Genomic DNA, 24,917 nt, shown 5'->3' on the forward strand with positions numbered 1-24,917 from the left:
TGGCCTGGTTCAGTAAGCGTTGCTGCCCATCCAGCCGCGGAAGGCGGTCCAGAAAATGATGCGCAGGTCGAGCCAGAACGACCAGTTGCGGATGTAGAAGATGTCGTGCTCGACCCGCTTGGCCATCTTGTCGAGGGTGTCGGTCTCGCCGCGATAGCCGTTGATCTGCGCCCAGCCGGTGATGCCGGGCTTGACGCGGTGGCGCAGCATGTAGAAGTCGAGCTGCTCCTTGTACATGTTGTTGTGCGCCATCGCGTGCGGACGCGGGCCCACCACGCTCATCTCGCCCTTCAGCACGTTGATGAACTGCGGCAGTTCGTCCAGGCTGGTGCGGCGCAGGAAGGCGCCGATCGGCGTGATGCGGCTGTCGCCCTTGGTGGCCTGCGTGACGACGCCGTGTTCGGCATGCACCTTCATGCTGCGGAACTTGTAGACGTGGATGACGCGTCCGTCCAGGCCGAGACGTTCCTGCTTGAAGAACACCGGCCCGGGCGAGTCGCGCTTGATCAGCACGGCGATCAGCAGGAACAGCGGCGACAGCGCCACCAGCACCAGCGCGGCGAAGGTGCGGTCGAAGATCGCCTTGATGGTGCCGCGCACGCCCAGCGACGGCGGCTTGTTCATCTCCACCGCGGGCATGCCGAGGAAATTGCCGACGTTGTGGTTGAGCAGGTCGAAGTCGAGCACGCTCGGCATCCACTTGATGTCGATGAAGTCATTGCGCAGCGAGAAGGCGATCTCCTGCATCAGGCGGTGCTCGCTCATCGGCAGCGTCAGCCAGATCTCGGCAATGCCGTGCTCGCGTGCGAACGCGGCGATGTCGGCGCTGTCGTTGATGCGGCGGCGTCCTTCCGGCGTGGGCTCGCCTTCGGCGGCATAGATGCCGCTGATCTTGTAGCCGGTAGTGTGGCTGGCGGTGGCGCGGCGGTACATTTCCTGGCCGGTGCGGCCGAAGCCGACGATGACGACGCGCTTGTTGTTGGCGCCGGCAACGCGCAGCAGGTTGAGCACGGCACGGCTGACCACGCGCAGCGCCACCAGCCCTGCCAGCGCGAACAGGTACCAGTACACCATCCACAGGCGCGACAGCGAGTCGGTCTGGTGCAGCAGGTAGGTCAGCAGCAGGCTCACCAGCCAGACCAGGCTCCACGCTGACAACAACCGCCAGGCGAGCGAGAACAGGCTGCGTCCGCGCCACGACGTGTACACGTCGAAGCCTGGCAGCACGATGAAGGCAATGGCACAGGCAAAGTACTGGATGAACTGGTGGATTGGCGCCTGCGCGGTGTCGAACCGCGCTTCACTGGCCAGGATTGCCGCCACCCAGATGGCGCCGGCGTCGAGCAGGCGAGCCATCAGCGCGAGCTGATCGTGGTGCCTGGCAAACATATCGCGATAGATACCCAATTGCTTCTCCCAGAAGCGTTGAGTAATGGGCACCCATGCGAGTGCCCACGCCCTTGTTGTCTCCTCCGAACTCCCGGTCCGCGCGAAGTGGCGGCCAGGCTCGTCGCATGGCATGCCTCTGCGCGTGCATGCTCATGGCGTGATCAAGCAGAGTCGTGCGGTGCTGCCTTGCGGCAGCGGTTCCATGGTGTGGCGGCGGTCAGCGCATGACCTGCCACGGGCCGCATCGATGAAGGCCGTCCATGGAACTGCAACGCTCTCGTTCTGCCGGTGCGCTGAAGGCCCCGGCGTGCTCGGTGTTTTCAGGAGCGAATAGTGCGATGCGGCCAAAAGCGTCGGTACCCTTCATCGGAAGGGAAACTCCGCACGCGTGTGAACCGGTCTTGCGCTGGTGCCTGCAGTGCAAATCGTGGGGGACGTGACCGACTTTCGCGCGTTTTTTCGCGCGCGAAAATGCCGCTATTCGGGCTTCTGCGTTACCCCGCGCAAGGAGGGAAACGACAGGGCAGCGCACCCCTCGCTCCGGGGGTGAGAATAAAAAGCGATGACGAGCAGGTCCGGAACCGCCGGCCTGGTGCTAGGCACCGGCACGGCGGATGCGGTGCAGCGTCCGGGCATCCTTCACTCCACCGCGGTAGAGGAATGAGAAAGAACACAGAGCCACTGACGGTCTTCACGCGCGAACAGCTGGATTCGTATTTCGCGTCGTACGTAGGGATGGAAGGCGGCAATCCAGGCGCTGCGGTCTGGTTCTGCGACAGCTCTCCGCATCCCGGCGTGGCGCCGCTGTCGGGACCGCTGGTTCCGCATGCGCGGCCCACCGCCTGGGATGCTGCCTACCGCTACAAGTACCGGCACCACATGGAGCGCTGGCAATCGCACCAGAAGATCGCGCGCATCATGGCCGCGGCGCGCGCCAGGGTGTTCAAGACCACCATGGGCGAGCAGGACTGGAGGCATTACTTCGACCATCACCTTTACGGCCCGCAGGGCGCCGAGTTCAAGCTCAGCCTGTTTCCGCTGCCGGCGCGCCTGACCGACGAGATCCCGTGGTCGAAGGCGTTTCGCGGCCAGCCCGAACTGTTTCCGCGGCAGCGCTATCTCGACCTGTGCCGCGAAGGCCGACGCTTTGCCTTCATCGACGGGATTCGCCGGTTGTGGAAGCCGAAGGTGGTGATATGCCTGGGCGAGCGCCATGCCGACGACTTCGCGCAGGCCTTCGGCCTGGCGCAGGCGCACGCCACCGACCACGTGCTGCAACCCGCCGACCAGCCCAAGACGCTGCGCGTGCTGGAACGCGACGGCACCACGTGGCTGATCTGTCCGCCGCTGGCCGGGGCCGGGGGAATGATGTCCGACGTGCTGCTCGACGCGATGGGGCAGTACCTGTCGCGCTGGCTGCGCCCGGACGATTTCCCCGGACACGTCATCGGCATGGCGCAGGAGCCGGTGAGCCAGCCATGAACCCTCGCCAGCGAGCGTCATGGACGCCCCAGCCCGGCCCCCGGCATGTGCCGCGCCGACGCTTTGAGTTTCCCCCGCCACGTAGGGGTGACACCGATTGGTGGATGCGTTTATCTGCGGGCTGCCGCGACCTGCAAGCTGCTGCCGCGGTATCGGCCTGCAGCGTCGCGCGTGGCAGCAGGGGCAGCGCAGGGCGTCGCAGACTGCGTGCGGCAGGTTCACCGTCGCAGGCTTCCCCACCATGTTTCGTCGTAGCGAAGTATTGATCTCAGGAGAGCAGCGTGCAAACCAAAACCCGGAACATCTTCATCCTTGGCATCATGGCAGGCGCGGCGGCAACGCTCGTCGCTTGCGGCGGCGGTGGCGACGATGCGCCAGCGCCCGGCCAGCCGTCCCAACCGTCGGCCACGGTCAGCGGCAAGGCGGTGGACTTCTACCTGTCGGGCTCGACCGTCACCTTCCTTGACTGCGAGAACAAGACCGCGGTCACCAATGCCACGGGCGACTTCACGTTCCCGGCAGGCTGCACCAAGAGCGCGCTGAGGCTGACCGGCGGCACCGACGTCGGCACCAACCTGCCGTTCGCCGGGGTGCTGCAGGCGCCGGCGATCGATTTCCGCGAAGGCGTGACCCAGGTGGTATCGCCGCTGACCACGCTGGCGGTGCAGCTCGGGGCAGGCTCGGTCGCGCCGCTGGCAACGGGCCTGGGCCTCGCCGGCAAGGACCTGGCCACGCTTGACCCGATGCAGGATGCGCAAGCGCTGCGCGCGGCGGTGGTGGTGCAGCAGCTGGTCGACCATGTCACCAAGACGCTGACCGGCCTGGGCGAGGGCGGCACGCTGACGCCGGCGGATTCGGCCGCGGCGGCGTCGAAGGCGGTCGCCACCGCGGTGGCGAGCGCGCCGGGCACGGCGGACCTGAGCAGCGGTGCGCTGGTGGCGGGTGTCGTGTCCAGCGCCGTGCAGAACGCGCAAGCGGGGCTGCCCGCCAGCCTGCAATCGAACATCGGCGCTGTGGCCACCAACGTGGCCGCACTGGCCGCGCCGGTGATCGCCGGCGAAGTGGATAGCGTCAGCACCGCGCTGGAAGCGATCGACATCAGCAGCAGCCCCACCGAAACGCTGTCGGCCCTGATCGAAGGCGGATCGATCAACATCGTCACGCAGAGCGCCCAGGCGGCCACGACCACGGCGCTGGTGCAGGCGGTCACGGATAGCGCGCTGACCAATGCCGCGAACGCGGCGGGGCTCGCGCAGCTCGGCGACGCCGTATCGAGCGGCAGTGCCGCCCAGATCCAGCAGGTCGCGGCGAACCTCGGCGGCGTGGTCGATGCCGGCGCCATCAACAGCGTGGCCGATGCGGTCCGGCTGAAGAACTCGCTGGTGCTCTCCAACCTGACCATCAACGGTGTGTCGCAGCCGATCACCGACACCATCACCGCCACCGGCGGCTCGCTCGATGCGATCCAGGTCGGCGTGGCACAGAACGGCGATGCCTTCAACGGCGGGCCGACGCAAGTGCGCGCGGGGCTGAGCTACACCTATAACGGCAACCAGGTCGACGTGATCATTGAGAACGTGACGCTGACCTTCAACGGCTCGCAACTGGTCGATGCGGTGGTGCCGGCCAACACCGCGTATTCGTTCCGTGTCAGCGGCGGCCTGTCGGTCGCGGCAAGCCTGACCAACGCCGCCGCGGACAGCCTGTTCTCCAGCGCCAACGGTGGCTCGCTCAACCTGCCGTTCACCACCTTCCTGGGCAAGCTGCGCTCTTCCGGCGCGCTCAGCCAGGCGCAGGTCGACGCGCTCACGCCCAAGGCGACCAGCACCTTCCCGGTGACGTTCGCCACCACCACCGGCCTGCCCGGCAGGGATGTGCGCGTGGGCATGCTGGTCAACAACGACATCGCATTCGCCAAGACGGCACTGGTCAAGACCGATGCTGAAATGGTGGTCGGCGACGGCCTCAAGACCACGGTCACGCTCAACCCGTGACCGGCGCGTAGCGCCGTAGTGGTGGCCTTCCGCCCGCACGGGGAAGGCCAGGTTCCCGGTCATCCGATCGCGTGCGGCATGCCGCAAGCGTTGCGCCGAGGATGACCGGGTCATGTTCTGCCTGCATCGGGCGCTTTTCGCGGAACGCGCCCTGCATGAGGCTCGCCCAGCGGCCTCGGAGTTTCCTATGCAGCTGCTTCGAAAGCGCCGGCTCGACCGCGCCTGCGCCCTGATGTTGGGGCTGTGTGCCGCCGGCACGGCCAGGGCCGCCCCCGACGATGTGTTCATGCAGGCCGAGCCCGCCACCGGCGAGTTCACCTCGGTGCGGGTGGAGGCCAGCTACGACATGGTCAACCGCACCGTCGATGTGTTCAACCTGCGCGGGCGCCAGGGCCCGGTGTCCGACAATGCGGGCGACTACCGCGGCGGCAAGCTGATGCTGGGCTACAAGTTCTCGCCGCACTGGTCGGGCTCGGCCACCTACTGGCGCCGCGGCATCGAGTACGGGCAGGACCGCAACCACATCGATACCTGGATGCTGGCAATGCACTACGACCCGCTGGCCGAGGCCGGCGCGCGCGACCGCATCATGCTGCGTTTCTCGCTGTGGGGCGACCACGCCGGCAGCCTGGAGCGCTCGTCGCCGGTGATGGTCCGGAACACCACGTTCAACAGCCTCACCGTGAACAACGCCAACGATGTCCAGGCCCAGGCCGACGTGATCTTCTCGGGCGAGCTGAGCGAGCGCAACCAGCTCACCGGCTTTGTCGGGCTCGGCATCAGCCGCGTCACGGTCGGCAGCCTCAATACCCGGCTGCAGCGCGGCAACTGCAATTTCAATGTTGCCATCGGCTCCGACAATCTCGCCAACGGCCAGCTCGCGGCGCCGTGCAACGTGGGCAACGTCACGCTGCAGTCCGCCTCGTTTTCGGTCAATGCCAGCCAGTTCGGGCTGGATTTCAACGACGATTTCAACTACACCGCCGGCTACCTGAACCTGGGCGGTTCGTGGCGCTGGAAATACGAGCGCTTCGCCGCGCGCCTGGGCTACCAGTTCCAGTACCTGCTGCGCAGCAACGTCGACAGCCGCGCCGAAACCTATGGCAACGCGCCGATCCGCTCCAACCATACGCTGGGGCTGGAGTTGTCGTATGGGGTGGCCAAGAACGTCGAGGTGTTCCTGCGCGGGCAGGCCTCGCTGTACAACTTCGTCGGCACCATCCCGTTCCTCTACAACGCGACCACCGCCGGCAAGCTGGATCGCTACTACGGCTACGGCTCGATCGGCATCCGCTTTTCCGGATTCTGAGCCGCAAGCGCGCGGCGCAGCCCGGCTTTTGGGTAATTCGTCAGCTGTTTTTTATCCCCTCCGGCGAGGGGATGGAAAATCGCACCCAAAATATATTGCGCCGCAGCAGATCGCTTATTTCAGACCTTAGAAGATTGAAATTCCTATATCCGAAGGCTTTGGATAAAATCATCTCGATCAACAAAGGGCTATAAGAACCCTATATCAGTCGAACCGGCACCGGCATGGTGCGTTTGATGGACGGCGTGCTCGCTTATATGGTGCACGGCTTCGTTTTACAGGTTCGAAACATTTGTAATTTTTTGTATTTATGGGGGAAGTAAAATAATGAATAAGTTGCAGCCTGATTAATTAAGCGCTGACGCCAAGCGTCCTCCCGGGGCCACCAATGGTGCTCGACCCAGCCGCGACCGAACCGCCTGCCAGGGCGGCGTCGCGCGCCGGAACACGCCTGTTCCAATCACTCGGCAGGCCGTAAAGCAGGCCGTACGGGACATTATAAAAAACGATGGAAGCATGCCGCTCGGGGGAGGGGCATTCTGCCTCCGTCTATTTTCCTGCCCTGTATAAAAAAGAATTTGCATATGACCACGGCAGTACGTACGCCCGTTGCGGCGGCGGCATGCTGCGGCATTAAATATTGGGGGTCCCACTAAGCAGCAAGGGATAAAATGCAGCATTCACGGATGTTCACGCGCCAGGAACTGGACCGTTATTTTGCCTCCTACGTCGGCATGGAAGGAGGCAATCCAGGGGCTGCCGTCTGGATATGCGACCGCAGCCCGGCCTGGTCCGAGCCCATCGTCGCACCGCTTCATCCACACCTGGCACCACCGGCATGGGATGCCGTATTCCGCCAGCAGCATCGACAGGACATGGCCAAGTGGTTCGGCCACCAGTGCGTGGCGCGCATCATGGCCGCCGCGCGGGCGGAGGCGCTAGGGGTGCGGCTCGGCGACAACGACTGGGAACATTACTACTGGGGCCATCTGTACTCGCCGGCGGGCGCGGAATTCAGGCTGAGCCTGTTTCCGCTGCCCGCGCATGTCGACGGCAGAACCACCTGGTCCAAGGCGTTCCGGGGCCAGCCGGAACTGATTCCGCAGAAGCGCTATGTCGCGTTGTGCCGGGAGGGCGAACGCTTCCGCTTTATCGCCAGGACCTGCGAGCGCTGGCGTCCGAAGGTGGTCATCTGCCTGAGCCACCGCCATACCGACGAATATATCGAAGCCTTTTCGCTGGACGGCGTTGCCGGCGAAGAGCACGCGCTGCGGCCGGCGGACCAGGCCAGGCGCCTGCACCTCTTCACCCGGGGCGACACGACGTGGATCATCTGTCCGGCGATCGGCGGCAGCGCCGGCATGACCTCGCAGGTCCAGCTCGATGCGTTTGGCAAGTTCATCGGCGCGCGCCTGGCGGCGAGCGACTTCAGGCATTGCCTCGAACTGGAGACGCACGAGCCGGCGACGCGGCCGCAGCGCCAGCCGGAGCCCCATCGGGAGCGTTATGCCGTGCCGCCGGTGGCGGTGGCCGAGCGCGAGATCGGGCATCGCATCCGCCCGGGCCTGGCATGGAGCGAAGCCGCCATGACAGGGAATTGCGAGACCTACGCGTAGCGCTGCGCCGAAGCGACGGGCCATTTTGTATCGCCGCTTTGTATCACCGTATGGGGCGATCCCCATCCCGATACACGGCGATACACAAGGCCCGGTTTCAGACACATGCCGCTTGCACGGGCCTCCTAGACTTGCGTTCGGATTCACACCACGCATACAGGAGAACAACATGTCGAACGCCATCAATCTGCCCCGTCGGGGCTTTCTCGGTGCCGCCGCGGTGACGCTGGCGGCCGGTTCGCTCGGACTGGCGCGCGCGGCGCGCGCACAGGCCGGTGTGTCGCCGGCGGACGCGCTGCCGACCATCGCGCCGGGCACGCATACCAGCTTTGCCTCGATCCGGCAGATCGACGCCGGCGTGCTCAACGTCGGCTACGCGGAGGCCGGCCCGGCCGACGGGCCGGTGGCCTTGCTGCTGCACGGCTGGCCTTATGACATCCACAGCTTTGCGGACGTGGCGCCGCTGCTGGCGGCGCGCGGCTATCGCGTGATCGTGCCTTACCTGCGCGGCTATGGCTCGACCACCTTCCTGTCGGCCGACACGCTGCGCAACGGCCAGCCTTCGGCGATCGCCGCCGACATGATCGCGCTGATGGACGCGCTCAAGATACAGAATGCCGTGGTCGCGGGCTTCGACTGGGGCGCGCGTACCGCCGACATCATGGCGGCGCTGTGGCCCGAGCGCGTGCGCGCGTTGGTGTCGGTCAGCGGCTACCTGATCGGCAGCCAGGCCGCCGGCCGGCAGCCGCTGGCGCCGGAGGCCGAGCTGCAGTGGTGGTACCAGTTCTATTTCGCCACCGACCGCGGCCGCGCCGGCTATCAGCAATACACGCACCAGTTCGCCAGGCTGATCTGGAAACTGGCCTCGCCGCAGTGGAACTTCGACGACGCCACCTTCGCGCGCAGCGCCGCGGCGCTCGACAACCCCGACCACGTCGCCATCACCATCCACAACTACCGCTGGCGCCAGGGACTGGCCGCCGGCGAGGCCAGGTTCGACGCGATCGAGCAGCGGCTTGCCACGGCGCCCGCCATCGGCGTGCCCACCATCACCATCGAGGGCGATGCCAACGGCGCGCCGCATCCGAAGCCGAGTGCCTATGCCAGCAAGTTCACCGGCTGGTACCAGCACCGGACCCTGAGCGGCGGGGTGGGCCACAATCCGCCGCAGGAGGCGCCCACGGCGTTTGCGCAGGCCGTGATCGACGTCGACCGGCATGCGCCGGGGCGTGGCCTGCGCGGCGCGGCGTGAGCGCCGGCGCGGGCCCTGGAGGCAACGCTGCAAAAGCTTTCAAATCGGGCTTTCAATTCGGCGCAATGATGTTGTAGAATTCGCGCTTCGCTGAACGGCGATATGTTCCCTGATAGCTCAGTCGGTAGAGCGACGGACTGTTAATCCGCAGGTCCCTGGTTCGAGCCCAGGTCGGGGAGCCAGCATGCGGGAGTAGCTCAGTTGGTAGAGCGCAACCTTGCCAAGGTTGAGGTCGCGAGTTCGAGACTCGTCTCCCGCTCCATTTGATTCCGCGTGGTCCCACGCCGGAACACCCGCCCATGTGGCTCAGTGGCAGAGCACTCCCTTGGTAAGGGAGAGGTCGGCAGTTCGATCCTGCCCATGGGCACCATTTCCCTTCCGCCTTATTTCCCTTTTGGTTGATCGATGCCTGCGCCGGCGTCCGCCCGCGATCACAGGTCCGTCTCGGCCCGCGCCGCCAGCCTGCGGTTGTGCCGGCGCATGCCGTCGAAGATCGCGTCGGCCACATCCAGCGGGAAGTCCGCCGGCAATCCCGACGCAACCTGGTCGATGACCTGTGCGGTCTGCCCGGTCACGTGGTCCAGCACGGCCTCCACCTCGGCGGGAGAAAAGCCGATGCGCTGTCCCTGCGCAAACCAGTGGCGCGCGCGGATCTCATGGATGGCGTAGTGGGTGTTGCGGCCATGCAGCGCCATTGCCAGCCGCGCCTTCTGCGGCGCCAGCTGGTTGCGGCCGCGCCCGATCACCGGATGCGCCGACAGCACGTCGTACAGCGGCGTCGCCTCATACTGGCTGCCCGGCAGGTGGCTGATGCTGAAGTTCTTGGCATGGCCGTCGGTTGCGGCCAGCAGCCAGAACACCACCTGCGCCATGAAGAAATGCCGGCGGTCGGTCGCCGCAGCGCGCGAGCCGGACAGGATCTCGGCAATCTGCCGGATGCCGGGTCCGCCGTCGGACTCGTATTTCTGCAGCGCCGAGATGCCGGTGGCCTGGCACATGTCTTCCTGCGGCAGGCGCAGCAGCCAGGTGCCCCGGCTCGACGGCCTGCGGTCGAAGCGTTCGACCACCAGCGCCTTGGTGCCGGCAAAGCGGGCGATCTCGCACTGCGCCACGGGCAGGCCATAAGCCGCCACGATCTGCGCGCACAGCCATTCGTTTTCCACCGAGGTGCGCATGTCGGCGCGCATGTTTCCCACCAGCCCGAGCGGCAGCTTGAAGATGTGCGTGGTCGGCGTGCTGCCCTGGGGCAGTTGCCATTGTCCGCGCCAGCGCAGCAGCGCGGTTTTCTCCTGGGCGCCGGCGATCGACAGCCGCAGGTCGTCGATGGGTTCGCGATGGCCCAGCACGGGCGCCGACGTGGTTTCGTGCAGCAGCGTCGCAATGTCTTCGTCGCTGAGCGCGCGGCCGCTGACCGTCTGCAGCGCCTCGGGCGCTTCGCCGGGCGGCAACATCTGGATGGCGCCGACGCAGTCGCGTCCCACCGTGGCCAGCAGCGCGAAGGCGTCGGTGCCGCCGGCCCGATAGCGCGCCGCGATGCGGCGGCGGATGACATCGCTGTCGGGCAGCAGGTTGTCGAAATAGTTGGCCACCGCCGGGCCGCGATGCGGCTGGTTGCCCGGCGTGAACGGCAGCGACAGCGACAGCGGGCGTCCCTGCGGGTCGGCGATCCAGTCTTCGCGATAGACCAGCCGGTCACCGCCGGCGCCGGTTTCCCAATGGCCGACCGGGATGCCGTTCATCCACAGGTCGAGGCGGTTGCCTTGCCGCGCGCGCGCCATGGTCACCAGTCCTCGCGCGGGCGTCGGCCAGTCGCGGGGCGGGCCGGCCCGGTCTTGCCTGCCGGCGCCCCGGGCTTGGCACGAGGGCGGGCGGGCGCGGGCTGCGCGGCGGCGCCAGCCTCCGTCTGCGACAGCACGAGCTCGACGCCGAGCACGCGCAGCACCCGCAGCAGGCGTTCGACGCTGACGGCGGCGGGGTTGGCTTCCAGTTCGGCATAGGTCTGCTGCGTGACCCCGAGGTGCGCGGCCATCGCGGCCTGGGTCATGCCGCGGGACTTGCGGAATCCCTGCAGAATCGGACGCAACTGGTGGACGGTCTTGATGGCGTAGTGCATGGCGCGATCCCGGACCCGGCCGGCGGCCGGACAGATACAGGATATTGCCTGTTGCACGGATTTACAAGCTTTGGCCTGTTATTCATACATACAGGCTATTACCTGTATTTGTGGATTACCGGGCAAAACCTGTGAGATGCCGGGCTCGGCCAACTCGCCGCGGGTGGCGCCAACGCCCCCGCATATCAGTCGTTTCAGCGCTGCGGCAGGCGGCGCGAGCGGTGCTTGCGCGCACGCAGCGCCAGGCCGGCCGCGACCGCCACCACTGCGAGGACACCCACGGCGACCAGGAAGTGCAGGGGCTGGTCGATGGCCAGGCTTTCGCCCGCGACCACGATGCCGAACGCATAGCCCGCTTCGGCGAGGGCCATGGCCGCGAGGAATTTCAGGAAGGGGTAATGCATGGTGCCGAACAGGTAGCCGGGGATTTCCGAAGGCACCGCGATGCAGAACAGCAGCACCGCCCAGAACTTCATCCGCTTCGACACATAGCCCCGGTATTTCTCCAGCTTGTCCGCGTAGCCGATACGGGCGAGCAGCGGACCGGCCAGGCGGCCGATGCCGAAGGCCGCGCACGCGCCCACCAGCCAGCCGGCCCACAGCAGCAGCACCGTCAGCGGCTTGCCCCATACCTCGCTGGCCACCGGTACCAGCACCACGCTCGAGGCAAAGGCCAGCATCGCCGACACCCCAGAGAACACGAAGAACACCAGCGCCCCCATCACAGGGTGCTGTGCCATGATCTCGCGCGCCCAGTCGACCGCCTGTCCGACCAGATCCTTGAAGGCGGGCGACATCGCGACCGCGACCACCAGCACGGCCACGGTCCCGAGCGCCAGCCAGAACCAGATCGCGTGCCGGAGGGTGTGCCGCTTCCCAGACAATGTGGCAGACAATTTGCTCAGCATATGAAAATTTAGAACGCGGAGCCGGGGGCAAAGTTTCGGCACCGGTCGCACTCGCCGCAGGTGGTCGGTTCGTGGCTCCGGTCGCGTGGCGCCGCCGCATGTCGCCTGCGCGTGCGGCACGCTACAATCCGACGGTCTGGCATTTTCATCATTCTTGTCGTTACCCTTGTGCCGCCGCAGGCGAAAGGCAAGTATGCGCCCCTCACCGACCGCCCTGACGTCAGAGGACAAGAAGCTGCAGGCATTCCGGGATGAAGTGATCTCCCTGTACGAGCACGAGCCCGACCTGCTGGCGCTGCCGGGCGTGCTGTTCCCCGGCGTGGCCAGGCTTACCGACGGCGACGTCATCGGCTATGCCGAATTCCACCATCGCAGCCAGGCGTTCCGCGTGCTGGTCTCGGTGGACGACGACCCCGCCGCGCGGGCGCGCGGCATGCAGGCCTTTGCCAGGCACCGCCACAGCCATCCGTTCTGGCAGTACGACCCCGCGTTCTATGGCGAACGCGCCTTGCGCGAATCGGATTTCTTCAGCGACGACGAGTTCATGGCGCTGCCGATGGCGCGGGAAGCCTTGCTGCCGTCGAATGCGCGGCGGCTGCTGGCGATCGTGTTCCAGCACGAAGGCTATGCGGTCACCGTGGTGAGCTTTCGCGTCAGCGGCAGCCCGCCGTTCAGCGACGGCGACCGCGACCGCCTGCAGGCGCTGCGCCCGCACTTGCTGCGCTGCTATCGCCAGGCGCAGCAGCGCACCGTCGCCAGGCTGGGGCCGGCCGAGCGCCTGCGGCTGGCATTCCCGACCCTGACGCCGCGCCAGCTCGAGGTGTGCGGATGGCTGGCGCAAGGCAAGTCGAACGAGGACATCGCGGCCATCCTCGGCGTCAGCGTCGACACCGTGAAGGTGCATGCGCGCGTGATCTACGACAAGGTCGGCGCGGACGGACGGCACGGCGTGGCGGCGCTTGCCCATACCGTGCCGCCGTTCGCGCAGTGGCCACCGCTGTGGACGCTGCCTACGGCCGCCCCCGCGCAAGGGGCCGCCGCCTGACCGGCGCGTGCCCGCGCCCACCCTGACCGCTACAGCCTGAGCGAAGGTCGCGCCGCGTCTGACTTGCCCGCCAGCGCGCTGGTCACGGTCTTCAGCGTGCGCTGGCTTTGCGGCGGATAGACCGTGGCGGCGATCTCCGGCAGCGGATCCTGCACGCAGGCGCCTACGGTGTTCATGTTGTCGATCACCTGGAATGTCGTGAGGGTGGGCAGGCCTTGCCACCAGACGCCGGTCGTGGTCACTTCCGGCTTGTCGATTTCAAACTTCTTCGCGATCGTGGTGGCCTCGCTGATCGACAGTTCTTCGGTGAACGACATCGAATAGGACAGCGTCAGGTTGACCTTGGCGCTGAACACGCCGATGTCGAAACCCGACTCCAGCCCCAGGCTGACCCCGAGGGTTTGCGTTTCGCTGTCGGTGATGCTGACGCCGGTGGTCACGTCGACCTCGTAGCCGGTGTCCAGGCCGGGCTGCCCGGTCAGTTCCACCAGCTGCTGCCATACCTGGCTGATGCTGAGGATGGTGTAGGTGCTGCTGTCCGTACCCGGCACCAGCATGATGAACGGTGTGCTGGCAGCCACGGTGCCCGGCATTTGCTCGCCGACGTAAGTGGGCGCGGGCGGCTGGGCCGGCGCGACGTAGGGCGTCGACGGTGGCGTGTCGAGCGTCACGGTGCTGGCATTGCCCATGAAAACCGGGTCGCTCGGCCCCCAGTTGCTGATGGCGCCCGATGGCTGGAGCACAAAGCCCTGGGTCGCGGTCTGGTCCGCGCCGTTGGTCAGCAGCACCGACTGCACCATGCCGCAGAACGGATACGAAGTGCCGTCCCAGAACGCGCCCACGTAGCTGGTGCCGCTGCTGACCGGTTGTTGCAGCGGATTGCCGGACACCGGCACCGATTGCACCTGCACCCCGTTGATCAGGCCCACCAGGCTCTGGCCCTGGGTCCAGATCATCTCCACCAGGCTCCACTGGTCGGTCGGGATCTGGCCGGCCTGGAAGGTGTAGCGGTTGCCGGCGTTGTCCCACACCTCCGGATAGAGCATCGGCACGTCGCCATCGCCGGTGCCGACGCCCAGGATCAGCGATTGGCTGAGCGAAAACACTTTCTGGTCGGCGGGCAGTCCCGCGCTGTCCACGTAGATCCAGGCCAGCACGTGCACGGTGCTGGCCCCCAGGATGATGGCTGGCGCGCCGGCATTGAACTGCACGGCGCCGGGCGATGAAAAGTCGAATGCGCTGACGGTTGGAGCGTTCATGGTGTTACCCCTCGGATCTTGAATCGGTCATGAAGCAACGGGAACGGCATTTACCCCTGCAACAATGTGCCGCCTTATTGGTCGGGATGCGTGACGCAAGCGCGGGGTGGCGGCTAAGGACTTGCTGTGGCCCGCGCTCCGTGCAGCGATGTCGCGTTGCGCGTTGCGCCGGACATGCATGCTGCTGGGGCAATATAGGATCGCGCCATGCCGGTCGCCATTACTCATCGGGATTAGGGTGAGAGGGCAGGGCGGGGTGCCGGCCGTTGGCAGTAAGCGGCGTTTAACTCAGGCCTGCGCAGGCCCTTCGGCAAGGGAGGGCGGACCGTTCCAGACCATCCGTCGATAGATGCCGTTGTCTTGCACCGTCCGGAAACCGAGCCGCCGATACAGCGCCTGGGCGCGGTTGTGCCGTTCCACATGCAGGTCGACGGTCTTGCCCGTGCTACCGGCCAGCGCCAACACCGCCGCCAGCACGCTGCCGCCGATGCCCCGGTTCTGGTGTTCGGGCAGCAAGGACAGGTCGATCACGCGCAGCGCGCAGGCGTTGTGCTGCAGGTACAGGCGCCCGATGGTCTCGCCGTGACGCAGCATCAGCAGGAACTCGGCATCCGGGTAGGCCTGGTAGGCGCGCTGCTGGGCCTTGAACTGCATGGCGAGGAAGCCGGCACGCTGCGCCTCGCTCCACCCGGTGCGGTGCATTTCCGCGTCCCGGGTGGTGGCGTACAGGCGTGCCAGGAAGGCTTCATCCGTCGCGGCGACCGGCCGCAGCGCGATGCCGGGCACGGCGATGGCGGTCATCGGCGGCCTACGGACGCGGCGGATAATCGCCGCTCAGCGCGATGCAGTACATCAGCGCCGTGCAGGGCTGCATGTTCTCGTGCGGCTGGCTGGCCCCGGCCGTGCCCACGGCCTGCGGCGACAAGGTGGTCATGACCGGTGCCGGCGAGGCATTGACGGGGATGCAGCTCTGGTTGTTGGGCAGCATGAAGCGGGCGGGCAGCCTGGCGCTGGCCTCGGTGGACACCGCGCGCGCGGTATCGCCGTATGCCGCGTGGTTGTGCGCGGGCATTTCCGCCGCGGTGAGCGTGACCGTGGCCGTGCCCTGCGGATTGCCCAGCTGGTTGTCGACCGCGCCGGTCACGGCGCGGCCGCGCAGGTCGGGCAGGGCGAAGTTGGTGGTGCCGTTGCCGCCGTACTGGGTGCCGAGCAGCGAAAACAGCGCCGGGTTCTGCTGGATCGCAATCAGTTGCCCGTCGCAGGCAGCCCAGCCGGCCGGCGGGTAGTTGCAGCCGAAGATGCGGATTTCTCCCAGGTACTGGTCTGACATATGGCCTCCGTGTTCAGCCTTGCGACGGATAGATTCCATCCGTGGCGATGATGTAGTTCAGCGACAGCGTCGGCATCTGGTTGCTGTGTGGCTGGGTGCCGCCGCTCATGCCGAGCGTGCCGGCCGCAAAGGGGTTCTTGCCGGGCGGGTTGGCGGTGCCGGCGTCGTAGAAGGCGTTGGGCGACGGCGTGGTGCCGGGCAGTACGCCTGGTCCCGGCGTCACGGTCGAGGCCATGGTATTGGTCGCCTGGATCGGATGGGTGTGCCCGGGGATCTGGCCCGGCAGCAGGGTTATGCTCGGGCTGCCGAAGGCCTGGCCGATGGTGCGCTGGCTCAGTCCCGGCCCGCTGCCCTGGCCCAGCGGCAGCTTGCCACGCAGGTCGGGCAGCCTGAAGGTGGTGGTGCCGTCGCCACCGTAGAGCGTGCCCAGCAGCGAGAACAGCAGCTGGTACTCGGCAATGCTGAGCGTCTGGCCAGCGCAGAACTCCCATCCCACCGGGGCAAAGTTGCCGGCGAACATGCGGATCTCACCCACGAACGGTTGCGCCATGATGTCTCCTCAACCCCGGCTCGGGTAGATGCCGACCAGCGAAATGATGTAGTTCAGCACCAGCGACGGCTGCATGTTGTCGTGCGGCTGCCCGCCGCCGGTGCTGCCGCAGGCTTCGTCCAGCCATGGCGTGAGCGAGTCCGGGGTGCCGTACAACAGTTCGCCCGGACCGGAGACCGACGGATCGTTGGGGTTATACAGGTTGCTGGCCGCCAGCACGCGGTCCTGCGACACGCCGACATTCAGCGCCGTCGCCGGGCTGGAAGAGACGTTGAACGGATGGGTGTGGGCGGGCACCTGTGAAGTGGTCAGCGTGACCGACTCGACCCCGGCCGTCTGGCCCTGTGCGATGCCGTCGGGATCGCGGTGCAGCGGCGTGCGGCCGCGCAGGTCGGGCAAGGCGAAATTGGTGGTGCCATTGCCGCCGTATTGCGTGCCGAGCAGGCTGAACAGCGCCTGGTTCTGCGCGATGGACAACAAGGCGCCGTTGCACAGCGCCCATCCTTTTGGCGCAAACGCGAACGCGCACAGACGGATTTCTCCCAGATACTGGTCCAAGATCTGCCTCCCCGGTTGAACAACACCCCAAGACGCGGCGCCTGCCTGCCCAACGGCGCCGCACCAATACTGATTTAATTAAATTTGATATCTGATATCAAATTTGATCAATTACGTATTGATCGATTTGACGTATTTTCTGCTCCGGGCCGCGTCAGTATTGCGGCCCGTTCCGCAGCCATCCCGCGCGATTCACGGACAGACCGAAGTGTTGGCGATGCCAGCGGAAAGTCAACAAAAATAACAACGCCCGTCCCGAGCCGCCCGGCCAAGTATCGGCGCGCCGCGCTCGACGACGGCAATGGCAACCCGCCGCAAGCCGCGGGTGTCGGGAGAAATCGGGTGTCAAGAGAAGCCAGGGGTTGCGCCGGCGCGGAGCGTGCCGGGCAGGCGGCGGGGGCCGTCGCACGTGTCCAACGGTGGTGGCAGGGCCGGCGTTGCCGGCTCGGGTCGGTGCTGGTGGCACTGTGTCTGGGTTTGCTGCTGGGGTCTGCGGCGCCGGCATTTGCCGTCTCGTGCACGCTGAACATCGCCGCCACGTCCAACCAGCAGAAGGTCTATGCCTTCACCGCCGCGGATTACGCCGCCTGTGATCCGAACCAGTTCGGCATCGCCTATGACGCCATCGGCAACGGCAACTTCGGCGCATCGACCCAGGCCACCCCCACATCCCAGGGCGGCATGCTGTACATCTACAACGGCAACCTGCCGAACGGCCAGAACGAAAACGGCTTTGTCTATACACCGCCCGCCAATTTCATCGGCACCGACAGCGCAACTTTCTTCACCAGCGACAATGGCGCGAGCTGGGCGCCCGCCGGCACGGTGCAATTCAACGTAGCGGGCGGCCCGCCGACCGTGACCGCGGTGACGCCTTCGTCAGGCCCGGTCAGCGGCGGCACCTCGGTGACCGTTACCGGCACCAACTTCGTCGGCGCGACTGCGGTCAGCTTCGGCGGTACCGCCGCATCGTTCGTGGTCAACAGCCCGACCTCGCTGACGGCCACGGCGCCGGCGCGCCCGGCCGGCACCATCGACGTCACCGTGACCACCGCCGGCGGCACCAGCGCCATCAGCGCCGCCGATCAGTTCACCTATGTCTCGGGCCCGCCGGTGGCCAACAGCGTCAGTGCCACGGTGGCCTACGGCAGCGCCGGCAATCCCATCACGCTGAACATCACGGGCGGAGCGGCGAGCAGCGTCAGCGTGGCGTCGTCGCCCAGCCACGGCTCGGCGATCGTCGCCGGTACGTCGATCAGCTACACACCCAACTCGTCCTATGCCGGACCGGACAGCTTTACCTATACGGCCACCAACGCGTCCGGCACCTCGGCGCCAGCTACCGTGACGATCACCGTGGCGAGCCCGACCCTCTTGTATGCGCCATCGTCGCCGCCCCCGGCCTCGGTGGGCGTCGCCTACAGCCACTCGCTGGCAGTAGCCACCGGTGGAACCGGGCCCTACACCTATGCACTGGCGGGGGGCACGCTGCCGGCCGGCATGACCCTGTCGACATCGGGTTTGCTTGCGGGTACGCCAACGGCAGGCGGCATCTTCAATTTCACGGTGCGGGTGACGGACAGCAGCACCGGAACCGGGCCTTTCAGTGTCATCAGCGGCCCGTTGTCGCTGGTGCTGGGCGGTGCGGCGATGAACCTGTCGCCGTCGCCAGGCGGGCTCAGCGCGGTGGCGGGAACGCCGTTCAGCCAGGCCTTCGCGGCGAGCGGCGGCACCGCTCCCTATGCCTACGCGATGACGGTCACCGGCGGCATCATGCCGTCCGGGCTGGCGTTCAATAGCGCGACGGGCGTGCTGGCTGGTACGCCGGGCACGGCGGGGACCGTGTCGTTCACCATCCAGGCCAACGACAGCAGCACGGGGACGGGGCCGTACAGCGTGGCCGGTGCCTATACGCTGACCATCGCCACGCCGACGGTGGTGCTGGCGCCCGCGACGCTGGCCAATCCTGCGCTGGGCATCGCTTACAGCCAGAGCGTGACAGCCAGCGGCGGCACCGGGCCCTACACCTACAGCGTGATCGCGGGCGCCTTGCCGCCCGGCCTGACGCTGAACAACACGACCGGCGCCATTGCCGGCACGACGGCGGCCGGCGGCAGCTACAGCTTCACGGTCCAGGCGACCGACAGCCTCGGCTTTACCGGAAGCCGCGCGTACAGCCTCACGATCGGAGCGCCGACCATCGTCATCAACCCGGCGACGCTGCCGCAGGCGACCGTCGCCACGGCCTACAGCCAGGCTGTCACGGCAGGCAGCGGCACGGCGCCATACACGTTTGCGATCACGGCGGGGACCTTGCCTGCCGGCATGACGCTGTCGGCAGGCGGCGTGCTGTCGGGCACGCCGACCGCCGGTGGCACTTACAACTTCACCGTGAGTGCCACCGACAGCAGCACCGGCACCGGGCCCTATACCGGCAGCCGCGCCTACACGCTCGCCGTAGGCGCGCCGGCGCTGAGCCTGTCGCCGGCGACGCTGCCTGCGCCGGTCGCAGGCGTTGCGTACAGCCAGGCGTTCACGGCGGGTGGCGGCATCGCGCCGTATACCTTTGCCGTATCTGCCGGAACGCTGCCGGCGGGGCTGTCGCTGAACGCGTCCACCGGGGTATTGAGCGGCACGCCGTCGGCGCCCGGCAGCCATACCTTCACGGTGCGCGTGAGCGACAGCAGCACCGGCGCCGGCGCCCCGTACAGCACCAGCCGCGTCTATACGCTGGCGACGGGGCAGGGCATACCCTCGGCGCCACCGGTGGCGGTGACCACGCTGTCCAATGCGCCGGTGACGATCCATGCCGCCGCCAATGCCGCCAACGGCCCCTTCTCCGGCGTCAGCATCGTCACGCCACCACCCAGCGGCAGCGCCGTGGTGAACGGACTGGACATCGTCTATACGCCGGTGCCGACCGCGTCGGGCCCGATCACGTTCACGTATGCGCTGGTCAACAGCGCCGGCACCTCGGCGCCGGTTCCGGTGACCGTCACGGTCAATGCGGTGCCGGTCCCGGTGGCGCAGAGGCAGGTGTCGACGCTGGCGGGCCGGCCCGTCGATGTGGATGTCACCGAGGGCGCAAGCGGCGGTCCGTTTACCGGCGCGGCGATCGTGTCGGTGGTGCCCGCCGATGCCGGCACCGCCACCGTCGCCAGCGCCGCGCCGAAGACGCCGGCCGCGGACGGCAAGCAGGTCGCCGCCACCGCCTACACCGTCAACTTCGTACCCGCGGCCGCCTTCGCCGGTACCGCGGTGGTGACCTATACGCTCAGCAATGCCGTGGCGACGTCGTCGCCGGCGCTGATCCAGGTGGCCGTGGCAGCGCGCCGGGACCCGTCCACCGACCCTGACGTGGTGGGGCTGGTCAACGCGCAGATCCAGGCGGCCCGGCGCTTTGCCACCGCGCAGATCGCCAACTACAACCAGCGCCTGGAGGCGCTGCACGGCAGGGGCAGGGCGCCGTCGGGCAACCAGATTTCGGTGGTGATGCCGCGCGCCCAGGCCGATCCGGAACGCTGCCAGGCGGTCGAGGGCTTCGCCGCGCGCGATGCCTGCCTGCGCGGCACGGCATCAGCCGGCCAGCGCGGGCGCGCCACCGACCCTGCGGCTGGCTCGCGCACCGCGCGCGCGGCGGCAGACGTCGGCAATGGCGCCGGCAATGGCCCCGGCAATGCGCCGGACCTGCCCGGCGGCGCTGACCCTGGCGGCCAGCCTGCCGTGGCAGACGCGGACGACGCGCGCCTGGCATTCTGGACCGCGGGCACCGTCGACTTCGGCTTCGCCAATGCGGGAACGCAGCGCTCGGGCTTCCGCTTCACCACGGGGGGCGTGACGGCCGGGGCCGACTATCGCTTCTCCGACCAGCTCACGCTCGGCATCGGCTTCGGCTATGGCCGCGACAGCACCGACGTGGGTTCGGCCGGCACGCGCAGCACGGCGGACAGTTTCAGCGCCGCGCTGTACGGCAGCTACCGGCCGCGGCCGTCGCTGTTTATCGACGGCGTCGCCGGCTACGGCTCGCTCAGCTTCGATTCGCGCCGCTGGGTGGGCGACGAAAGCGCGTTCGCCTACGGCAAGCGCGACGGTCACCAGATCTTCGCCTCGCTGTCGGCGGGATACGAGTACCGGAGCGAGGCCTGGCTGGTGTCGCCGTACGGACGGCTGTCAGTGTCCGACAGCACGCTCGACCCGTTCACCGAGACCGGCGCCGGGTTCAGCGCGCTCAAGTATTTCGGCCAGACCGTGACCACGGTGTCCGGCACGCTCGGGCTGCGCACGGAATACGCCACGGCGACGCGATGGGGCCTGTTCCTGCCGTTCGCGCGGCTGGAATACCAGCATGATTTCAGCGGCCAGAGCGGGGCCGGGCTGGCGTACGCGGACCTTGCCGGCACCGGACCTGCTTACACGGTGGTCAACGCGCCATACGGGCGCGATCGCCTGCAGCTGGGGCTGGGCGGCAAGCTGCGCACGCGCTCGATGACGTTTGGACTCGACTACAACGTGATGGTCGGCATGGGCGGGCTGCAGCAAGGCGTGCGGCTGACGTTCGCGGCGCCGTTCTAGCCGGGGCGCCGCGCCCGCGCCGCTGTCCGCGCTCAGTCGCGCGCTGCTCAGCGACCCATGCCGGTTCCGGGCGCGCCGCCCGACGGTCCGGTGGTGCCGGTGCCGCCGGTGCCCGTGCTGGGCGCGTCCAGTCCGCCGCTACGCGTGGTCCCCGGCCCGGTAACCGACGGCGACCCCGTCGAGCCCGAGGGCGCGGCCACGCCCGATGCCCCCGCCGCGCGGCCGGCGCCGGCATCGGTGCCATGTCGTTTGCCGGCCGACGAGCGCGAGCTGCCGTGCGTGTCGCCGCTGGCGGCCTTGCCGCCGCCGTCGGTCATGCTGGTGCCGGTCCCGGGCGTGCCCGGGCTGCCCGGCGTGCCGGTCGTGCCCGACGGACCCGTGCCGGCGCTGCCGCCGCCCGAGCTGCCGCCGGCGCCTCCGCCAGCACCACCCGCGCCCTGCGCCAGTGCCGCGCCGCTGGCCAGCGCCGTGCAGGCAAGCCACGCCATCATCCATGTCCGAGCTTTCATCGTCGTCTCCTTGCGTTGGAAGCACGGCAGCCGCAAGGGGCGTTCCAGCCCGGCGCGCATGGTGGCGCGCACACCGTTGCAAGGTTTGCCGGTGTCCGGTGGCAATAGTTACCTGAGGCCACATCGGTCGGTGTGCGCGGCAGCAGGCAGCGACATATCGCTGCGCATGGCGCGCCTCAAGGGACCGGCATGCGGATTGCTTATGAGAGATAGAAGTCATCTCCGCAGCGGCGGTATCTCGGGAGCACGCGATGGACTCGCCGGCAACCACTTTCAAGAAGTTCGGCGGACTGGCCGGCCGCATGCTGGTCGTCGGTTTCGGCAGCATCGCGCGTTCCGTGTTGCCGGTGTTGCTGCGCCATCTCGACATCACGCCGGGGCAGATCACCGTGATCTGTCCGGCGGGCAACGATCTCTCCGTTGCGCAGGGTTATGGCATCCGCGTAGTGAGCAAGGCGCTGACCGAGGAAAATCACAAGCAGGTGCTGCAGGATCTCGTCGGCAAGGGCGACTTCCTGCTGAACCTGTCGGTCAACGTCTCGAGCGAGGCGCTGGTGCGCTATTGCTGGGAGCACGGCGCGCTGTACCTGGATACCTCGATCGAGCCGTGGGCGGGCGCGGCCACGGACCCGGCCGCGCCGCTCTCACGCCGCAGCAACTATGCCTTGCGCGAAGGCGTGCTGGCGTTCCGCCTCGACAAGCGCGACGGGCCCACCGCGATCCTGACGCAGGGCGCCAACCCGGGCCTGGTGTCGGCACTGGTCAAGCAGGCGCTAATCAATATCGCGGCGGACAACGACGTCGACCATGAAACGCCGGCAAGCTTCGAGGACTGGGCGGCACTGGCGCGGCAGCTGGATATCCGTGCCATCCACATCGCCGAGCAGGATACCCAGGTCGGCGAGCGGCGCAAGGCCGCCAATGAGTTCATCAACACGTGGTCGGTCGACGCCTTTATCGAGGAGGGGCTGCAACCGGCCGAACTCGGCTGGGGCACGCACGAACGGCACTGGCCGGCCGATGCGCGGCGGCACGGGTTCGGCTCGGATGCGGCGGTTTACCTGACGCGTCCGGGATTCGCCACGCGCGTGCGCAGCTGGACGCCGCTGGGCGGCCCTTACCACGGCTTCCTGATCACCCACGGCGAATCGATTTCGATTGCCGATCACCTGACGCTGCGCGACAGCGGCGAAGTGGTCTACCGGCCGACCGTTCACTATGCCTACCGTCCCTGCGACGATGCGCTGCTGTCGATCAACGAGCTGATGGGCAACGGCGGGCGCAAGCAGGACCACCAGCGCATCCTGCGCGACGACATCGTCGCCGGCAGGGATGAGCTCGGGGTGTTGCTGATGGGCAATGCGCGCGGCGTTTACTGGTACGGGTCCCGGCTGACCACGGAACATGCCCGGCAACTGGTGGAACACAACACCGCCACCAGCCTGCAGGTGGTCGCCGGTATCCTGGGCGGCGTGGTCTGGGCGCTCGAGCATCCGCGCGCGGGCGTGGTCGAGCCCGATGACCTGGATTACGAAGCGGTGCTGCGCGTGGCGCGGCCTTACCTGGGCGAGCTGGTCGGCGTCTATGGCGACTGGACGCCGCTGACGCAGCACTCGCAGCTGTATCCGGAAGCGGGCGACGAAGACCCCTGGCAGTTCGTCAACGTGCGCGTGCCGTAGCACAGGCCAGGCGCAACCGGAGCCGAAGGCGATGTCGGGGCTGCTGCAGAAAGAACTGGGCGTCATCGAGAACTCGTACTACGAGGCGAGCGTCGCGCGGCCGGCGCCGAGCCGGCCGTTGCAGGGACGCACGGATGCGGAGGTGTGCGTGGTGGGCGGCGGCTATGCCGGCCTGTCGTGCGCGCTGGAGCTGGCTGCGCGCGGCTTCGATGTTGCGCTGCTCGAGGCGCATCGGATCGGCTGGGGCGCTTCCGGGCGCAATGGCGGCCAGGCCATCGTGGGCTTCGGTGCGGAAGGCGAGGGCGCGATCGAGCGCCAGTGCCCGGCCGAGGTGGCGCAGGCTGCCTGGAATGCATCGGTCGAAGGCATGCGGCTGCTGGAGCAGCGCATCGCCGCCTACGGCATTGCCTGCGACCACGTGCGCGGCTACATGACGCTGGCGCCGAGGGCGCACAAGGTCGACGGCCTGCGCCGCTGGGTGCGCCATATGCGCGAGCGCTATGACTATCCGCTCGAATGGGTGGAGGGTTCCCAACTGGGCCGCCATGTCGCCAGCGACCGCTTCGTCGCGGGAGCGTATGACCCGCACTCGGGCCACCTGCATCCGCTCAAGTATTGCCTGGGGCTGGGCGATGCGGCGCGCCGGCAGGGTGTCGAGGTATTCGAGAATTCGCCCGCCTATCGCGTCGAGCGCGACCAGGCGCCGGTGGTAAAGACCGCCGAGGGCGAAGTGCGGTGCCGGCAGGTGGTGCTGGCGGGCAACGTCTACCTGGGCGAGTTCGGCGACCATCTGGCGCCGGAAATCGCGGCGCGCATCATGCCGGTGGGGACGTACATGATCGCGACCGAGCCGATGGATGCGCAACGTGCCGCCGCGCTGATGCCGAGCCGGGTCGCGGTATCCGACAACAACCTGATCGTCGATTATTTCCGTCTCAGTGCCGACAACCGCCTGCTGTTCGGAGCCGGCGAGACCTTCAGCGCGCGCCCGCCCGGCAACCTGGTGCAACGCATCCGCGCGCGCATGCTGCAGGTGTTTCCGCAGACGGCGGACCTGAATATTGATTATTCCTGGGGCGGCTTCGTCGATATCACCATGAACCGGGCGCCCGACCTGGGCCGCATCGGCACCAACCTCTACTATGCGCAGGGATTCTCCGGCCATGGGCTGTCGTTTGCCGGCATGGCCGGCAAACTGATCGCCGAGGCGATGAGCGGCGATGCCTCGAGATTCGATGTCTTTACCCGCATCCGGCATCACCGCTTCCCGGGCGGCGCGCTGTTCAGGACCCCGGCGCTGGTGCTGGGGATGTGGTACTACAGGCTGCGCGACCTGCTGTAAGGGCCAGCCT

The 24,917-nt window shown here is 67.5% G+C and carries 19 protein-coding genes and 3 tRNA genes; 12 read left to right on the forward strand and 10 right to left on the reverse strand.

The genetic code is table 11. The features are described from left to right. Positions 1-9: 9 nt before the first annotated feature. The gene (locus FHX60_RS06020; RefSeq protein ID WP_092308517.1) at positions 10-1,389 is read right to left on the reverse strand and encodes an undecaprenyl-phosphate glucose phosphotransferase; all 1,380 of its coding nucleotides are present in this window, start codon (positions 1,387-1,389) and stop codon (positions 10-12) included. A gap of 660 nt (positions 1,390-2,049) precedes the next feature. Between FHX60_RS06020 and FHX60_RS06025 the strand changes: the two genes are divergently transcribed. The 8 genes from FHX60_RS06025 to FHX60_RS06060 all read left to right on the forward strand — a co-directional run bounded on the left by FHX60_RS06025 (position 2,050) and on the right by FHX60_RS06060 (position 9,412). Next, positions 2,050-2,871, forward strand: coding sequence for a transcriptional regulator (locus FHX60_RS06025; protein WP_112774223.1), 822 nt, complete (start codon positions 2,050-2,052; stop codon positions 2,869-2,871). A gap of 281 nt (positions 2,872-3,152) precedes the next feature. Then, positions 3,153-4,865: a hypothetical protein gene (locus FHX60_RS06030; protein ID WP_183282741.1), complete on the forward strand. Its 1,713-nt coding sequence runs from the start codon at positions 3,153-3,155 to the stop codon at positions 4,863-4,865. Between the two features lie 187 nt (positions 4,866-5,052). Further along, complete coding sequence (locus FHX60_RS06035; protein WP_112774225.1) at positions 5,053-6,174, forward strand: hypothetical protein; 1,122 nt, start codon at positions 5,053-5,055, stop codon at positions 6,172-6,174. A 686-nt stretch (positions 6,175-6,860) separates the two neighbouring features. Then, complete coding sequence (locus FHX60_RS06040) at positions 6,861-7,790, forward strand: transcriptional regulator (RefSeq protein WP_243419595.1); 930 nt, start codon at positions 6,861-6,863, stop codon at positions 7,788-7,790. 169 nt (positions 7,791-7,959) lie between these two features. Then, positions 7,960-9,042 carry an alpha/beta fold hydrolase gene (locus FHX60_RS06045; protein WP_183282742.1) on the forward strand — a complete coding sequence of 361 codons (1,083 nt, stop codon included), beginning with the start codon at positions 7,960-7,962 and terminating at the stop codon, positions 9,040-9,042. A gap of 106 nt (positions 9,043-9,148) precedes the next feature. Next, positions 9,149-9,224, forward strand: a tRNA-Asn gene (locus tag FHX60_RS06050). Positions 9,225-9,228: 4 nt separating this feature from the next. Continuing rightward, positions 9,229-9,304, forward strand: a tRNA-Gly gene (locus FHX60_RS06055). Between the two features lie 33 nt (positions 9,305-9,337). Then, positions 9,338-9,412: transfer RNA gene (locus FHX60_RS06060), tRNA-Thr, on the forward strand. Positions 9,413-9,473: 61 nt separating this feature from the next. Here the strand turns inward: FHX60_RS06060 and FHX60_RS06065 are convergent. From FHX60_RS06065 to FHX60_RS06075, 3 genes are all read right to left on the reverse strand, one after another. Next, positions 9,474-10,820, reverse strand: a complete 1,347-nt coding sequence (locus FHX60_RS06065; RefSeq protein ID WP_183282743.1) for a type II toxin-antitoxin system HipA family toxin — start codon at positions 10,818-10,820, stop codon at positions 9,474-9,476. A gap of 2 nt (positions 10,821-10,822) precedes the next feature. Next, positions 10,823-11,155, reverse strand: a complete 333-nt coding sequence (locus FHX60_RS06070; protein ID WP_183282744.1) for a helix-turn-helix transcriptional regulator — start codon at positions 11,153-11,155, stop codon at positions 10,823-10,825. Between the two features lie 194 nt (positions 11,156-11,349). Beyond that, complete coding sequence (locus tag FHX60_RS06075; RefSeq protein WP_183282745.1) at positions 11,350-12,039, reverse strand: TVP38/TMEM64 family protein; 690 nt, start codon at positions 12,037-12,039, stop codon at positions 11,350-11,352. Between the two features lie 217 nt (positions 12,040-12,256). Here FHX60_RS06075 and FHX60_RS06080 point away from each other — a divergent pair, with 217 nt between their 5' ends. Continuing rightward, positions 12,257-13,108 carry a helix-turn-helix transcriptional regulator gene (locus tag FHX60_RS06080; RefSeq protein WP_183282746.1) on the forward strand — a complete coding sequence of 284 codons (852 nt, stop codon included), beginning with the start codon at positions 12,257-12,259 and terminating at the stop codon, positions 13,106-13,108. A gap of 29 nt (positions 13,109-13,137) precedes the next feature. Here the strand turns inward: FHX60_RS06080 and FHX60_RS06085 are convergent, their stop codons facing one another. The 5 genes from FHX60_RS06085 to FHX60_RS06105 all read right to left on the reverse strand — a co-directional run bounded on the left by FHX60_RS06085 (position 13,138) and on the right by FHX60_RS06105 (position 16,805). Next, entirely contained in the window at positions 13,138-14,367 is a 1,230-nt protein-coding gene (locus FHX60_RS06085) for a hypothetical protein (RefSeq protein WP_183282747.1), read from the reverse strand. A 288-nt stretch (positions 14,368-14,655) separates the two neighbouring features. Then, the gene (locus FHX60_RS06090; protein WP_183282748.1) at positions 14,656-15,168 is read right to left on the reverse strand and encodes a GNAT family N-acetyltransferase; all 513 of its coding nucleotides are present in this window, start codon (positions 15,166-15,168) and stop codon (positions 14,656-14,658) included. A gap of 7 nt (positions 15,169-15,175) precedes the next feature. Then, the gene (locus FHX60_RS06095; RefSeq protein WP_183282749.1) at positions 15,176-15,697 is read right to left on the reverse strand and encodes a phage tail protein; all 522 of its coding nucleotides are present in this window, start codon (positions 15,695-15,697) and stop codon (positions 15,176-15,178) included. 13 nt (positions 15,698-15,710) lie between these two features. Continuing rightward, entirely contained in the window at positions 15,711-16,247 is a 537-nt protein-coding gene (locus FHX60_RS06100) for a phage tail protein (RefSeq protein ID WP_183282750.1), read from the reverse strand. Between the two features lie 9 nt (positions 16,248-16,256). Next, the gene (locus tag FHX60_RS06105; protein ID WP_112774235.1) at positions 16,257-16,805 is read right to left on the reverse strand and encodes a phage tail protein; all 549 of its coding nucleotides are present in this window, start codon (positions 16,803-16,805) and stop codon (positions 16,257-16,259) included. A gap of 453 nt (positions 16,806-17,258) precedes the next feature. Between FHX60_RS06105 and FHX60_RS06110 the strand changes: the two genes are divergently transcribed. Further along, complete coding sequence (locus FHX60_RS06110) at positions 17,259-21,377, forward strand: putative Ig domain-containing protein (RefSeq protein ID WP_183282751.1); 4,119 nt, start codon at positions 17,259-17,261, stop codon at positions 21,375-21,377. A 47-nt stretch (positions 21,378-21,424) separates the two neighbouring features. Here the strand turns inward: FHX60_RS06110 and FHX60_RS06115 are convergent, their stop codons facing one another. Next, positions 21,425-21,886: a hypothetical protein gene (locus FHX60_RS06115; protein WP_244159774.1), complete on the reverse strand. Its 462-nt coding sequence runs from the start codon at positions 21,884-21,886 to the stop codon at positions 21,425-21,427. A gap of 251 nt (positions 21,887-22,137) precedes the next feature. Between FHX60_RS06115 and FHX60_RS06120 the strand changes: the two genes are divergently transcribed. Next, positions 22,138-23,565, forward strand: a complete 1,428-nt coding sequence (locus FHX60_RS06120) for a homospermidine synthase (RefSeq protein ID WP_183282752.1) — start codon at positions 22,138-22,140, stop codon at positions 23,563-23,565. 31 nt (positions 23,566-23,596) lie between these two features. Further along, complete coding sequence (locus FHX60_RS06125) at positions 23,597-24,907, forward strand: NAD(P)/FAD-dependent oxidoreductase (RefSeq protein ID WP_112774239.1); 1,311 nt, start codon at positions 23,597-23,599, stop codon at positions 24,905-24,907. Positions 24,908-24,917 lie beyond the last annotated feature (10 nt).

This window comes from Cupriavidus alkaliphilus, assembly GCF_014191175.1.
GTDB classification, from domain to species: Bacteria; Pseudomonadota; Gammaproteobacteria; order Burkholderiales; family Burkholderiaceae; genus Cupriavidus; species Cupriavidus alkaliphilus.

Excerpts from the sequence above, each read along its gene's own strand:
- FHX60_RS06065 (WP_183282743.1), bottom strand. The coding sequence starts at position 10,820 with ATGGCGCGCGCGCGGCAAGGCAACCGCCTCGACCTGTGGATGAACGGC.
- FHX60_RS06100 (WP_183282750.1), bottom strand. The coding sequence starts at position 16,247 with ATGGCGCAACCGTTCGTGGGTGAGATCCGCATGTTCGCCGGCAACTTT.
- FHX60_RS06090 (WP_183282748.1), bottom strand. The coding sequence starts at position 15,168 with ATGACCGCCATCGCCGTGCCCGGCATCGCGCTGCGGCCGGTCGCCGCG.
- FHX60_RS06045 (WP_183282742.1), top strand. The coding sequence starts at position 7,960 with ATGTCGAACGCCATCAATCTGCCCCGTCGGGGCTTTCTCGGTGCCGCC.
- FHX60_RS06115 (WP_244159774.1), bottom strand. The coding sequence starts at position 21,886 with ATGAAAGCTCGGACATGGATGATGGCGTGGCTTGCCTGCACGGCGCTG.
- FHX60_RS06120 (WP_183282752.1), top strand. The coding sequence starts at position 22,138 with ATGGACTCGCCGGCAACCACTTTCAAGAAGTTCGGCGGACTGGCCGGC.
- FHX60_RS06035 (WP_112774225.1), top strand. The coding sequence starts at position 5,053 with ATGCAGCTGCTTCGAAAGCGCCGGCTCGACCGCGCCTGCGCCCTGATG.
- FHX60_RS06080 (WP_183282746.1), top strand. The coding sequence starts at position 12,257 with ATGCGCCCCTCACCGACCGCCCTGACGTCAGAGGACAAGAAGCTGCAG.
- FHX60_RS06020 (WP_092308517.1), bottom strand. The coding sequence starts at position 1,389 with ATGTTTGCCAGGCACCACGATCAGCTCGCGCTGATGGCTCGCCTGCTC.
- FHX60_RS06095 (WP_183282749.1), bottom strand. The coding sequence starts at position 15,697 with ATGTCAGACCAGTACCTGGGAGAAATCCGCATCTTCGGCTGCAACTAC.
- FHX60_RS06125 (WP_112774239.1), top strand. The coding sequence starts at position 23,597 with ATGTCGGGGCTGCTGCAGAAAGAACTGGGCGTCATCGAGAACTCGTAC.
- FHX60_RS06070 (WP_183282744.1), bottom strand. The coding sequence starts at position 11,155 with ATGCACTACGCCATCAAGACCGTCCACCAGTTGCGTCCGATTCTGCAG.
- FHX60_RS06085 (WP_183282747.1), bottom strand. The coding sequence starts at position 14,367 with ATGAACGCTCCAACCGTCAGCGCATTCGACTTTTCATCGCCCGGCGCC.
- FHX60_RS06040 (WP_243419595.1), top strand. The coding sequence starts at position 6,861 with ATGTTCACGCGCCAGGAACTGGACCGTTATTTTGCCTCCTACGTCGGC.
- FHX60_RS06025 (WP_112774223.1), top strand. The coding sequence starts at position 2,050 with ATGAGAAAGAACACAGAGCCACTGACGGTCTTCACGCGCGAACAGCTG.